Origin of the sequence: Isoalcanivorax pacificus W11-5, from assembly GCF_000299335.2 — a bacterium.
Taxonomy (GTDB): Bacteria; Pseudomonadota; Gammaproteobacteria; order Pseudomonadales; family Alcanivoracaceae; genus Isoalcanivorax; species Isoalcanivorax pacificus.
The window spans coordinates 987,526-1,001,404 of record NZ_CP004387.1 but is presented as its reverse complement, the minus strand read 5'-3'; the positions used below and the strand labels follow the sequence as shown (position 1 = coordinate 1,001,404).

The window sequence follows — 13,879 nt, the reverse complement described above, 5'->3', positions numbered from 1 at the left end:
CCCGTGTAAAACAAGCGCTTTGGCGGGGTTCCGGGCAGGGTCATGCAGGCTGTCTCAGGCGGGCAGGAAAGCCCGTGAAGTATAGCCGCAGTGGAAGCCGAACGGCACGTGGTGACGCAGCGGCACCGCCGCCACTTCCTCCAGCGCTGCACTGCGGGCATCCAGCAGCAGCACTTCACTGCGGTGATTGCGCGCATCATACACCACCGCACACAGATATCCGTCGCCCTCGGCCTGTCCCTCGGCCACGAACACCGCCTCGGAGGTGAAGCGGCCCGGCCCCAGGTCATGCAGCGTCACCGCGCCGGTTTCGGTATCCAGCCGCTGAATGGCGTTGAAGAAGCCCGGCGTGCCGTTGTCGGCGATGGCGGCCGAGTACAGATAGCGGCTTTCGCCCGCACTGTAACGCAGGTCCCATTGCGGGAATTCACAGCTCGCCGCCATCGGCAGGGGTTGCCCGGCCACCTGGCCCGTGCGCAGGTTCAGGCGCAGCTGCCAGGGCTGCCCGCCCTGTGAGGCGTCGCAGGTGAATACGTTGCGCAGCGCCTCGGCCACGGCATAATCCTCGAACCGCACCAGTTCCAGCACCAGTTCATCGCCGCGCTCGCGGCAGTTACCCAGGTGAAACACGGCAAACGGGGGCAGCTCGAAGACCCGCTCCACCGCCAGGGTTTCCAGCGACACCACGTAGGCCTTCATGCCCCACTCCGGGCGGAACTCAACGCACTCGTCAAAGGCCTTCAGGCCCAGCATGAAGGGCAGCGGGTTGCCCAGCCCGAGCGGATGCACCAGGAACACCTTGTAGCGCGCCGACATACCGGCGTCGTGGACGAATGCCAGCCGGTCTATGCGGAAATGCGACTTGCGCTGCAACCGGCCCGCCGGGCTGACCTCGTACAGATTAATGCGCGGCCCGGTCAGCCCCATCGAGACGCCGTGATTGTAGTAGCAGCCATTCGGATGCACGCTGCCATGGGCGCTGAACGGCTCCCACGGGCGCAGACGGCCGCCGTAATCACACTCCCCCACCGTCGCCAGCGACACCGGGTCCACTTCCCAGGGACGGCCACCTTCCCAGAGCGCCAGCAGACGGTCACCGTGCCAGACCATGCTGGTATTGGCGCAATTGGCCGGCGGCCGGCCAATGTTCTTCAGCCAGCCGCCCGGTGCGTTGTGCCCGAAGCTGCGGCAGCGCACCTGTTGCGCCGCTGTCTCGCGCACATACTTGGGCGTACGCACATAGCGGTTGCGATACCAGGCCCCTTCGTCGGTGAAGGTGAGCGCGTGCAGCATGCCGTCGCCGTCGAACCAATGGCCAAATTTCTGCCCGCCCAGGCTGTTACGACCCGGCCCGATGCGAAAAAAAGTGCCACGCACCGACGCCGGTACGCGGCCACGTATCTCGGCCGTGCCGATGCGATAATCCAGCTCCTCTTCCAGCGCCGTGAACCCACCTACATGAGCCAGCCTTGGCTCGGACCAGCCCTGTGGGGCGCGGCCTTCCAGCGCGACCGCTTCCGTGACGACTGAACGCGCCATATCCGCCTCCCGCAACCATTGCATTCACCCCGATATAGGCCACCTGAGCCCACGCCCGCAAGGGCGCTATACATAAAATCATTGCCTGTTCGCGCCTGCATGGCAGCCCGAGGGAGCCGCCGCTATCATCGACCGCTCATCGCATCACGCTTATCGCAGTAATGGGAGTGCAGCATGGAATACCGCCAACTCGGCCGCACCGACCTCAAGGTCAGCGCGCTGTGCCTGGGCACCATGACCTGGGGCAACCAGAACACACAGGACGACGCTTTCGCCCAGATGGACCTGGCGGTGTCACACGGCATCAACTTCTTCGATACGGCAGAAATGTACGCCGTGCCCTCGTCGGCCGAGACCGCCGGCAAGACCGAAACCATCATCGGCAACTGGCTCGCCCGCACCGGCAGGCGCGACGACATCGTGCTGGCCACCAAGGCCACCGGCCCCGGCGACTGGATGACCCACATCCGCGGCGGCCCGCGGCTGAACCGCGAGCACATCACCCAGGCGGTGGAAGGCAGCCTGCGGCGCCTGCAGACCGATGTCATCGACCTGTACCAGATGCACTGGCCAGAACGCAGCACCAATTTCTTCGGCCGCCTGGGCTACCGCCACCGCGACGACGAACAGGCGATCCCGATCGCAGAAACCATCGAGGTGCTCAACGACCTGATCAAACAGGGCAAGATCCGCCACTACGGCCTGTCCAACGAGAGCGCCTGGGGCGCCATGACCTACCTGCATGAAGCCGACCGGCTGGGCGCCCCACGGCCGGCATCCATCCAGAACCCCTACTCGCTGCTCAACCGCAGCTTCGAGGTGGGCCTGGCCGAAGTGGCGCACCGCGAACAGCTCGGCCTGCTGGCCTATTCACCGCTCGCCTTCGGCCTGCTCAGCGGCAAGTACCTGAATGGCCAGCAGCCGGAAGGCGCCCGCCTGACCCTGTTCAAACAGTTCTCGCGCTACACCAACGCCTCCAGCCTGAAGGCCACCGAGCGCTACCAGGCCCTGGCCCGGGAACACGGCCTGTCACTGACCCAAATGGCGCTGCAATACGTCACCAGCCGGCCGTTTGTGACCAGCAACATCATCGGCGCCACGAGCCTGGCACAACTCGAGGAAAACCTGGGCAGCCTCAACGTGCCGCTCGACAAGGCACTCGAACAGGCCATCGACGCCATCCACGCCGAACACACCTACCCCGCCCCCTGAACCCCATGGCGCCTGCTTCCGGGCGCCAGCCCTCTTGACCCTCCTGGCAATGAAGTGCAATGTTAACGCCGTTAACTTATCGCACGGAGGGCGCATGCCCCGCGACCAGTACCACCATGGCGACCTTGCCCAGCAGGCCCGCGATACCGCGCGCACCGTGCTGGACGAGCACGGCGATGCCGCCATCAGCCTGCGGGCCCTGGCACGCCAGCTCGGCGTGACCCCGCCCGCGCTGTACCGCCATTTCAGCGACCGCGAAACCCTGCTGGCCGAACTGGCCGCCGACGGTTTCCGGCAACTGGCGGCCGCACTGCACGAGGTCCCCACTGAGCCGCCCCGTGACGCGCTGATCGGCATCGGCGTCGCCTATGTCCACTTCGCGCACCGGCATCCGAACCGCTACCGGCTGATGTTCGGCGGCGGTGTGCTGCCCCGGGGCGTGCATTCCCGCCTCGACGACGCAGGCCGGGCCGCCTTTGCCGTGCTGGAGCACACCATCTGCCGTGCCCGTGATGCCGGCTACCTGCGCGACGACCAACCCGTTCCACAACTGACCGCCGCCGCCTGGGCACTGGTCCACGGCCTGTCATTACTGTGTATCGACGGGCATCTCGGCCAGCAGGCCATGCCTGATCTGCTGGCCGCCCAACTCGGCGCCCTGCTGCTCGACGGCACGGCGCGATAACAACAATCCGGGAGAGATATCCATGCAACCCAGCACCCTGCGCATCGGCAAACGCTACCGCGCCAGCCGCCTGAACGGCCCCTACGACGCCATCGTGATCGGCTCCGGCATCGGCGGCCTGACCACAGCCGCCCTGCTCAGCCGCATGGGCCGCAAGGTGGCCGTCTTCGAACAGCACTACACCGCCGGCGGCTTCACCCACAGCTATGAACGCAACGGGTACGAATGGGATGTCGGCGTGCATTACATCGGCGACGTGGGCGCACCGCACACCCTGACACGCAGGCTGTTCGACTACGTCACCCGTGGCCAACTCACATGGGCGCCGATGGACGCCAGCTACGACCGCCTGTTCATCGGCGACCGGCAAATCGACCTGGTCGCCGGCCCGGCCAATTTCGCCGCTGCCCTCAAGCGCGAATTCCCCGGCGAAGAACAGGCCATCGATACCTACCTGGACTATCTTTCCCAGGTCGCCGATGCGATGCGCGGCTACACGATCGGCAAACTGCTGCCGAAGATGCTGGCGAAACCGCTGCAACGCCGCCAGCCCGCGTTTTTCAACCAACCGACCCGTGACGTGCTCAGCCAGCTCACCCGAAACCAGACACTGATCGCCGCCCTGACCGGCCAGTGGGGTGACAACGGCCTGCCACCGGCACAGTCCAGCTTCCTGATCCATGCCCTGATCGCGCGGCATTATCTGTACGGCGGCTACTACCCCATCGGCGGCGCCTCACGCATGGCCGCCACCATCATTCCGGTGATCCAGGAAGGCGGCGGCGATGTCTTCACCTACGCCGACGTGCAGCAGATATTGATCGAATCCGACCGTGCCGCCGGCGTGCGCATGGCCGACGGCGAGGACATCCACGCACCACTGGTGATCAGCAACGCTGGCGTGTTCAACACCTTCGGCAGCCTGCTGCCCGACGGCGCAGAAAGCGTGCCCTACCGCCAACGCCTGCACGGTGTGCAGCGCTCCATGGCCAGCGTGTGCCTGTACATCGGCCTGCGCGACACAGCAGAAAATCTCAGACTGCCGAAAACCAACTTCTGGATTTATCCCGGCGAGCAGTACGAGCAGCACCTGGACGCCTTCCTGAAAGACCCGGACAACACCGACCTGCCGCTCACCTATATTTCCTTCCCGTCCGCCAAGGACCCGGATTTCAGCCGCCGCTATCCCGGCCGCGCCACCATCGAGATTGTGGGCCTCGGGCCACACGAGTGGTACGCCGCCTGGGCCGACAAGACCTGGGGGAAACGTGGCGAGGATTACGAAGCCAAAAAAGAAGCCTATGCCCAGCGGCTGCTGGAAAAACTGTTCGAGAAAATGCCGCACCTGCGCGGCAAGGTGGATTACTACGAACTCTCCACCCCGCTTTCCACCGACTATTTCTGCCGCTACACCCACGGCGAAATCTACGGCCTCAACCACGACCCGTCGCGCTTCAAACAGGACTGGCTGCGCCCGAAGACCGACATCCCCGGCCTGTACCTCACCGGCCAGGACATCATGACCTGCGGCGTCGCCGGCGGCCTGATCAGCGGCCTGCTCACCACCCTGGCCATCAGCGGCTGGCGCGGCCTGCCCCTGGCCAAGCGCATGTTCGTCGGCTGAACCGTGCGCTTCTGGCTGCTGTTTGCGTTACTGGCGCCCTGGCTGCTGTACCAGGCGCGCCGCACACGCCGTGACACACCACGCCTGCCTGAGGCCGACGGGCCACAACAGGCGACCCGCGGCACCGGCGAGCCGGCACTGCGGCTGCTGATCATCGGCGAATCCCCCGTGGCCGGCGTGGGCGTCACACACCAGCACGACGGCCTCGGCCCGGCCATCGCCACGCCCCTGTCACACCACACCGGCCGCGCCGTGCACTGGCATTGCCACGGCACCAACGGCCTGCGCCTGCACGGCCTGCTCGCGCAGCCGTTGCCCGCAGACGACACCGCGCCAGACCTTATCCTGGTGATGATGGGCGTGAACGACACCACCGCCCTGACACCGCTGCGGCGCTGGCGCGCCGACCTGCATGCCCTGATCCGCACGCTGACGCCTCACGCGAGCGTCTGCTTCACCCCCGTGCCACCGATGTCGCGCTTTACCGCCTTGCCCCAGCCATTGCGCTACGTCATCGGCCTGCGCGCCCGGCAACTGGACCAGGCGCTTCAGGACGTGTGCCGCGACACTGGCTGCCCCTACCTGCCCTACGGCGACCTGGCCCATCCTGACCTGCTCGCACGGGACGGCTATCACCCATCCGCCACCGGCTATCAGCTCATGGGCGCATCGCTGGCCGGACAACTGATTGAGAAACTTTTCCCGTTGCGCCAGTCTGACCAGTGAGGAAGGCGGCAGGCCGCCACCGGCGACCTGTCATCCCTGCCACCCCACCACGGAGGCCGCCATGGAGAAAACCTGGATCGTCGTCGCCGACAGTACCCACGCTCGTATCTTTTACGCCTGTAATCGCGTCCAGCCACTTACCCCCGTCACCGAGCTGAGTTTTCCGGAAGCCCGCCTGCGCACTCAGGACATCTACAGCGACCGCCCAGGCCGCGTTTTCGAAAGCGCAGATGAAAGCCGCAGCGCGATGGAGCCGCCAGACGTACGGGATCAGCAGCAGCATGCCTTCGCGCGGGAAATCTGCGAGAAACTGGACGCAGGCCGCAATCAGCAAAAGTTCGCCGCACTGATGCTCGTGGCCCCACCCGCGTTTCTTGGCGCCATGCGGCACAGCATGAACAGTCAACTGGGCAAGATGGTGGAGAAGAATGTGCAGAAGAATCTGGTGATGGAAGAGGAAAGTCGGATTAGGGAGTATTTGTTTAACTGAGCTACCAGAGCGAATGTTGCTGCTTGAAGTTCCGATTCCCCACCATCGGAAAGTTCGATAGCATCGCGGGCCGAGCGCACCATCCTCGATCTGAAGTTCCGATTCCCCACCATCGGAAAGTTCGATAGCATCTATTTTCTCGTCCGCCGTGCACGGTGCCGCGTTCCGATTCCCCACCATCGGAAAGTTCGATAGCATCAGGCGATCCGAGAGCCAGAACACGATTGAGGTTCCGATTCCCCACCATCGGAAAGTTCGATAGCATCCTGTCGTTGCTCGTGAACTTGATCTGCTCGGTTCCGATTCCCCACCATCGGAAAGTTCGATAGCATCGCATGGCCTGTACGGATACATCGAATACCTGGTTCCGATTCCCCACCATCGGAAAGTTCGATAGCATCCTTCGGCTTGCCGAATGTTGCAGAAACTGCTGTTCCGATTCCCCACCATCGGAAAGTTCGATAGCATCCGAGGAGGAGGAGCGGGAGATGGAGGATACCGTTCCGATTCCCCACCATCGGAAAGTTCGATAGCATCGGACCAGGGCCACAACCTGCTCCTGTCGCGGTTCCGATTCCCCACCATCGGAAAGTTCGATAGCATCCAGATATCAGCCAGGCGCTTATGTTCTGGGGTTCCGATTCCCCACCATCGGAAAGTTCGATAGCATCGCACGCGCGCCTCGGTCTGCTCGCTGTTCCGTTCCGATTCCCCACCATCGGAAAGTTCGATAGCATCGCACGCGCGCCTCGGTCTGCTCGCTGTTCCGTTCCGATTCCCCACCATCGGAAAGTTCGATAGCATCATCCTTCGTCAACGAGGTAGAAGAAGATGAGTTCCGATTCCCCACCATCGGAAAGTTCGATAGCATCCAGCATGACCGCGACCACGTTCGCACGCCTGTTCCGATTCCCCACCATCGGAAAGTTCGATAGCATCCGAGGAGGAGGAGCGGGAGATGGAGGATACCGTTCCGATTCCCCACCATCGGAAAGTTCGATAGCATCGGACCAGGGCCACAACCTGCTCCTGTCGCGGTTCCGATTCCCCACCATCGGAAAGTTCGATAGCATCGCACGCGCGCCTCGGTCTGCTCGCTGTTCCGTTCCGATTCCCCACCATCGGAAAGTTCGATAGCATCGTGACGCCGGATTCATCGACGCGCTCCTTGGTTCCGATTCCCCACCATCGGAAAGTTCGATAGCATCGTCGCGCTCCTGCGTGACGCCCTCCTGCATGTTCCGATTCCCCACCATCGGAAAGTTCGATAGCATCGGACCAGGGCCACAACCTGCTCCTGTCGCGGTTCCGATTCCCCACCATCGGAAAGTTCGATAGCATCATCAGCCCGCAGGGCAGCCTCACGCCGCAGGTTCCGATTCCCCACCATCGGAAAGTTCGATAGCATCCCGAACCGGCGCGACCCGACGCTCAGGGCCGTTCCGATTCCCCACCATCGGAAAGTTCGATAGCATCTTTCCAGGCAGGCGGCCGTGGCTTCGCCCAGTTCCGATTCCCCACCATCGGAAAGTTCGATAGCATCGATGCAATTAGAATGCAGCACTCGTTGACCGTTCCGATTCCCCACCATCGGAAAGTTCGATAGCATCAATAATCGAATCAACCCGCGCAGCCAGCACGTTCCGATTCCCCACCATCGGAAAGTTCGATAGCATCGGTCGGTGTATAGGAACGATTACGGCTCCGGTTCCGATTCCCCACCATCGGAAAGTTCGATAGCATCTGAGCGGGTGTTCAACAACATCATTGAGGGGTTCCGATTCCCCACCATCGGAAAGTTCGATAGCATCGGGTGAGTTGCCGGCATTCAATGCCCCCTTGTTCCGATTCCCCACCATCGGAAAGTTCGATAGCATCGTTGAGCATCCGCTGTATCAGATCCTGCACGTTCCGATTCCCCACCATCGGAAAGTTCGATAGCATCACTCGCTGGCGCAGCTGTGCGGCTGTGTGTGTTCCGATTCCCCACCATCGGAAAGTTCGATAGCATCCCAGTTGGCTCTCCAATCAAATGCCCGTACGTTCCGATTCCCCACCATCGGAAAGTTCGATAGCATCATTCCGGCGCTAATCGATCAGGATTACATCGTTCCGATTCCCCACCATCGGAAAGTTCGATAGCATCCAGGAAACCTCGATACCGTCAAGCGTCACCGTTCCGATTCCCCACCATCGGAAAGTTCGATAGCATCCTCATGAGTGGCAAGGATGTGCTTCACCAGGTTCCGATTCCCCACCATCGGAAAGTTCGATAGCATCTCGCAGAGCTGCCACCAGCGTGGTCATGGTGTTCCGATTCCCCACCATCGGAAAGTTCGATAGCATCGTTCAGGGAGGCGATGTGACCCCATTCACCGTTCCGATTCCCCACCATCGGAAAGTTCGATAGCATCTGGAGACGGTCCATCTGCTCCTGCCACATAGTTCCGATTCCCCACCATCGGAAAGTTCGATAGCATCCACCTGGCGGATAGATGTCGTACTCCGCATGTTCCGATTCCCCACCATCGGAAAGTTCGATAGCATCGAGCAGTACGGCCTGCGCTCCATGCTGATGGTTCCGATTCCCCACCATCGGAAAGTTCGATAGCATCGAACTGTCCGGCCAGCACGCGGACCCGCATGTTCCGATTCCCCACCATCGGAAAGTTCGATAGCATCTGAATCACTCCAACTCCTTGATGGAGTTGGGGTTTTCTTTACCTAAAGCAATGATTCGAAGTGATCTGCTAGATCAGCATAATCTGCTCTGGAGCATCCGGCCGGTGCTGGTAAGGCCTTGGCCCAAGAAATTCTCGCGTCATACCGTACTGCTTGTCCGTCATGAGCATGAAGGCCACCTTGGCCCCAGGGGGAATCTGGTGCTTAAGACGCTGAATCATGGCCTCGGCAGCTGCCATGGTCGGAAAATGACGCACATACAGGGAATACTGAACCTGTATGAACGCATGATTCAGCAAGCGCTTGCGAAATACCGTGTAATCATGCCGGGCTTCCGGCGTGGTCATGGGGCAGTCGTATACGGCGATTAACCACATGACTCTCCACCCATTGATTGCCATGTTGCATTACGGGCACTCCGGCAGCTCCAGCTTGCGTCTGCGCCCACCCCCTCCTGCTTCCAGAATTCGAAGATAGCTCGCTACCGTCTTGCGAATCGCCGCTGGTAATCGGAAATCCTGCCCATTCAAGCAGACCGTTTGCTCAAAAAGATCGGAAATCAGGCGCTTCCTGCTCTGCGCATCAAACTCTGAATTTTCATCAGGAGGATAAGACACCACAATCTCATCTACTAGGAAACGGTATGGCTCAAGGAAGTCATCCGCCAGATTGAAAGGATTCTCCGTGCTTCGATGCCCAACGCCAATTTCCGGCCGCAATGCCGCGAATGCCAGCTCACGCGCCACCAACGATCGAAGTAGCGCATAACCAAAATTGAGGCGGGTGTTAATCGGGTCTTCTGCACCACGTTTCTGGCGCTTAAAAGGCACATCAAAAAGATCACGCCAATAGAGCCTGGCACCTTGGCCTTCGAGGTGGCCAGCATCGCCCGGCTCTACAGCCTCGGCCAAGCGCGCAAGCCGGGCGGTAGATCTTCGCTCCAACTTGCCGAGAAGCCTACTTTGCGTACGCAGCTTCCATGAAACCAGCTGCTGCCAGACCAGCCTGTCCTGGCCGCTCTGTTCCAATGCGATCTGTTGACGCAGCCTAACCACCGCATTAGGACGGCCGTAATCCTGCAACATTAATCCTGCGGGCTGGTGACGATCATCCGTCACCAGAATAGCGGCACCCGCCTCTGTCAGCTTTCGCAACACATGAACCGATAATTGCACCGTATGATGGTGCAGACATAGCACTGCAATATCAGAAGGCAGGAGCCTTAAAGGCTCCATACCTTTGCGTGAAACCTTAAGGCACTCAAGGTGAATATTCAGTGCGCACGGGCTTTCAACAAGGAGAATGTGCTGCTCCGACATGCATGTTACTCTGCGCAGAGCCTTAACAAATGTATGTTGCGCCCACCAACCTTCAAACGTCCCCATTTTGCACTAAGTAAATCAGCCGGCTTAGTCTCAGTCACTGGCGTAAGGATCAACTTACCTCCTCCGTCGCCGAGAATCTGTTTAATCGTGTACACTCTACCCGTCTTGATATTCTTGACGGTGTCTCCCTTATAAAATCGAATAAAATCTCCGGATTCAGGCGCCCTCTTAATTCCAACCGCTTCGCTTGGCCTCACGAGATTTGGTACGCCATACAGAATCCCTTCTTTGCAGGGAACTTCCATATATGCGAAACCATCATTGAGAAGCATTTTGTAGTGATGCCCTCGGCGACTACTATGTTCAATCCGAACGCAGTCATCTGCCTTGCTGTAGAAACACCGCACTTTCCTGAGAATATTTCCCTGGAACTCAATCGGCTCACGTAGTGCCTGCTGTGGCGTCATGCCTTTCGAAACTCGCTTCTCAAAAATATTTGAAATATGCAATCGAATCGCCTCTCCAACAATTCGGGAAATATTCGCTCTCACTTTATCTACATCTATAGACTTCTTTTCTGGAGCCAGGTCCGTCAGAGATTTTCGTGAAACAAGCCAATCCACCTTTTCACCTGATCTCTCGTCTAATCTCTGCGCAATACCATAAGCGGTAGCCTCAAAGAATCTACCGTCCGGATACCGGTCAGGCTTATGGCTAATTCTCACAGAACGAACCGCCTCCAGCGCTATATCCCGTATCGTCAGAATGGGCATCGGAAGCTCAACTTTTACATCAACACGGCCATGACGCTGCTTCTCATCAGCAACCTTCCACGCTTTGGCATACTGCTGATAGAGAGACCTTGAGGTAAGAGCTGTAACAATGGCGTCAACTAGGTGGTGGCGATGATCTATACGTTTATCCGGACGACGGTCTGTACGCATTTCACGGGTAACGCGATGCCCCTCCCATTGAAGTCGGAATTTCTCGAACTCCTCTGGGGTGATCTCCGCCCCCTCCTCGTCGACAACCGGCATGCCTGATTCAAAGCGCACCTGTGGAATAACCGTGTCTAGCCCCCAGCGCCTGCGCAACTCCGCAGTTAGCGATCCACGCGATACGTATACATCACTACCAAGTGATGAAAGCCACTGAGTTGTAACCTTGGCAAGCCACGAGCTTTCATGTAGTTGACGATCTGCAAACTCGTCAATGGACTCATCGGTCAGTGCTTCGCCTTCAAAATCCTTGAGCAATAGCAGCCGCGTCTTGCGCGAGCTTTTCTTCGGCAATGCATTGGCACGCTGTTCAACAATTCGCCACCGCCTGTCGTCATGGCCAAATGCCTGATACGGCGTCCTGTTGCCCTTCTCGTCGTTACACTCCCTATGGGCCAGCACGAGCTCCGAGCGCTTGCGCCCTATCTGTGTCAGGGTGCGGGGTAGAATATGCTCAAAGTTTGTATATGCGCCGCTCAACGCCTGCTCAAGACTGATATTGGATTCACAGTAGGGACACTGGTGCCCTTGCTCTATCCACAGCTGATAACGCAGAATTCGGGCAGGTGTCGGAGTTTTACCATTCTCCTCAATGCTTTGCGCAGCCTTCTTACGCTCGCTGGCAAAACGCTTGTTCTGCTTCTCGATATCATTACGCCGGGTGACGCCGCCCTTCATCTCCCGTGCCATTTCAACCACGATCTGCGCAGGCACAGACCCCAGGTCGTCAATCATCATATTGATAGTGTGACGCACCTGGCGCAGGGCAACATCGACGACTTCATTACCCGTTAACGGAGGCGGCTCCAGCTTGCTTTGTCGGCCACCTTGTGCGGGCGTAGCCAGCGACTCCGGATAACATTCCCGTATCGCTGCCTCTTCATCAACCCGATGCGTCTCTGGTGTTTCTCGCCAATGGGGCGCAATCATCCACTCGGTGAGTGCTTTCAGTGCTTTGATTGAGTAACTCGACCTGCCACCCTCAAACCCCATTTTCGAAAGCCGGTCGAATCCATCTGTCATTCTCAGCTCATTCATGAAAGCAACAAATTCATCAGAAAAATTGCGTGGCCTACCGTTTTTTCCCATGAATCGGCATGACCAGTCATCCGTATCCAGTTGTTCCGGTGAGCCGAGGTCCGCAAGAAAATTGATCACCTGAATTTGCGTTACTTCGTCCAATTCTTGCCAGCGATCCTCCAGACCCAGCTTGCGCCAAGCCGCGAGCGTAGTATTACCGGAAAGATCGTCGCGGCCGCCTAAGGCGGCACGATCCATATTCAGGCCCTTGCCTTCCGGGCCGGGGCAGCCGGCCCTCTCAAGCTCCTTGTAGATCTTTCTGAAGGAGAGTTCTTTCTGCTGGTTCAACAGTTCACGAATGACAGCCTTCTGGTGGTCATTCAACATCTCCGCTCGGCGCCCCATACCCCAACGAAGATCCGCCATCTGCTTTTCAATACGGAAATTCTGAGCCGCTATTTGTGCCCGTGGCGCACGCGGCAGGTTGGTTTGCAGAGAACAGCGACCGACCTTGTCTGCCGGTGATTTGAGAGGGCGCTGAAAGAAAATCGCGTTCCTGATTTCTTCCTTTACTCCATGATCTTTCATTACGTCATGGAACTGGGATTGTGTTGCCCATATACGCTCAAACTCATGTTCAATCTGATGACGCAATGCATACATGTTTGGCAGGCAGTCAGGTCTCCCTTTGATCGCAGGCAGCCCCAGATATTGCCTAAATAGTGCATACTCCGGAGCGTAATATTCATTGTTTGCGGCCACTTTCAGCTTGCTTGGCAACCCGTGCTCAACACGCGCGGCAAGATATTCACCAACCGTCACCGAGTCTTTGTTCTGCACAGAGGCTAAAGCAACCATCTCTTCTTCCAGTCGCGATGCGCCGCTAGCGACCTCACCTGCCTCCCCCACCTTACGAACGGCCTTGAAAGTGCCGCCATAACCACGCTTCTTACCCATTCTCAGTAACACAGCGCGCAACTGGCCAAGCTCAATGCGCTCATTAACCGCCATAGCACGCAGTGTGGGTACATCATTCCCATGCACACCAGAATCATTTCTACCGGGGGCAATACCAAGGCGTCGCGATACGATTGCTATACGGCGCAAGCGCGACGCACGACGATCAATCTGGCGGCGCTGCTGCCTAGCCAAACGTCGTGCAGCTTTCTTGGGCTTAAGTTGCCCCATGTCCGGCACAAGAGGCTCTGAGAAAAGGCGCTCGTAATGCCAGATCAGCTCCATCGGATTGCCTTGCTCATCCATGGAAAATACCGCAGCGCCCACGGACGCGGTTCCCAAATCAAGCCCCACACGATAACGCATGATTGGTTCCTTCAACTCAATTACAAATTGTTTGATCCCGGAAATAAGGCGATTGACAGTGGTAGCATGTTCGCCTAGAGTCCCAACGGTATCGAACTTTCCGATGGTGGGGACCTTCGGTAACAAGATGAGAGCTTCGGCTCGACATCACCGATACTGGATAGCCCCTTCGGGGGCTTTCTTCTTTTTTGTTCATCATCATTCTCCTGTCCCACTATCCCAAGCCTAACAAGCCACGTTGTACCAGAACGGCAC

9 protein-coding genes and 1 CRISPR repeat array are annotated in these 13,879 nt (G+C 58.9%); of the genes, 5 read left to right on the top strand and 4 right to left on the bottom strand.

Annotated features, from left to right (window positions below):
* Window positions 1-54 precede the first annotated feature (54 nt).
* Window positions 55-1,539, bottom strand: a complete 1,485-nt coding sequence (locus S7S_RS04715; RefSeq protein WP_008739481.1) for a carotenoid oxygenase family protein — start codon at window positions 1,537-1,539, stop codon at window positions 55-57.
* A 174-nt stretch (window positions 1,540-1,713) separates the two neighbouring features.
* Between S7S_RS04715 and S7S_RS04710 the strand changes: the two genes are divergently transcribed.
* From S7S_RS04710 to S7S_RS04690, 5 genes are all read left to right on the top strand, one after another.
* Window positions 1,714-2,751 carry an NADP(H)-dependent aldo-keto reductase gene (locus S7S_RS04710; protein ID WP_008739470.1) on the top strand — a complete coding sequence of 346 codons (1,038 nt, stop codon included), beginning with the start codon at window positions 1,714-1,716 and terminating at the stop codon, window positions 2,749-2,751.
* A 94-nt stretch (window positions 2,752-2,845) separates the two neighbouring features.
* Window positions 2,846-3,436, top strand: a complete 591-nt coding sequence (locus S7S_RS04705; protein WP_008739468.1) for a TetR/AcrR family transcriptional regulator — start codon at window positions 2,846-2,848, stop codon at window positions 3,434-3,436.
* 22 nt (window positions 3,437-3,458) lie between these two features.
* Complete coding sequence (locus S7S_RS04700) at window positions 3,459-5,060, top strand: phytoene desaturase family protein (RefSeq protein ID WP_008739466.1); 1,602 nt, start codon at window positions 3,459-3,461, stop codon at window positions 5,058-5,060.
* 3 nt (window positions 5,061-5,063) lie between these two features.
* Window positions 5,064-5,786 carry an SGNH/GDSL hydrolase family protein gene (locus tag S7S_RS04695; protein ID WP_008739464.1) on the top strand — a complete coding sequence of 241 codons (723 nt, stop codon included), beginning with the start codon at window positions 5,064-5,066 and terminating at the stop codon, window positions 5,784-5,786.
* A 61-nt stretch (window positions 5,787-5,847) separates the two neighbouring features.
* Window positions 5,848-6,276, top strand: coding sequence for a host attachment protein (locus S7S_RS04690; protein WP_008739463.1), 429 nt, complete (start codon window positions 5,848-5,850; stop codon window positions 6,274-6,276).
* 28 nt (window positions 6,277-6,304) lie between these two features.
* Window positions 6,305-8,958: direct repeats of the CRISPR family, unit length 37 nt; unit sequence GTTCCGATTCCCCACCATCGGAAAGTTCGATAGCATC.
* A gap of 68 nt (window positions 8,959-9,026) precedes the next feature.
* Here S7S_RS04690 and cas2 read toward each other — a convergent pair.
* Genes cas2 through cas9 form a run of 3 tightly spaced genes read right to left on the bottom strand, consistent with a single transcriptional unit; the run spans window position 9,027 to window position 13,624 of the window.
* Window positions 9,027-9,335, bottom strand: a complete 309-nt coding sequence (gene cas2 / locus S7S_RS04685) for a CRISPR-associated endonuclease Cas2 (RefSeq protein WP_274544714.1) — start codon at window positions 9,333-9,335, stop codon at window positions 9,027-9,029.
* 30 nt (window positions 9,336-9,365) lie between these two features.
* Complete coding sequence (gene cas1, locus S7S_RS04680; protein WP_008738262.1) at window positions 9,366-10,277, bottom strand: type II CRISPR-associated endonuclease Cas1; 912 nt, start codon at window positions 10,275-10,277, stop codon at window positions 9,366-9,368.
* A gap of 5 nt (window positions 10,278-10,282) precedes the next feature.
* Window positions 10,283-13,624, bottom strand: a complete 3,342-nt coding sequence (gene cas9, locus S7S_RS04675) for a type II CRISPR RNA-guided endonuclease Cas9 (protein ID WP_008738269.1) — start codon at window positions 13,622-13,624, stop codon at window positions 10,283-10,285.
* Window positions 13,625-13,879 lie beyond the last annotated feature (255 nt).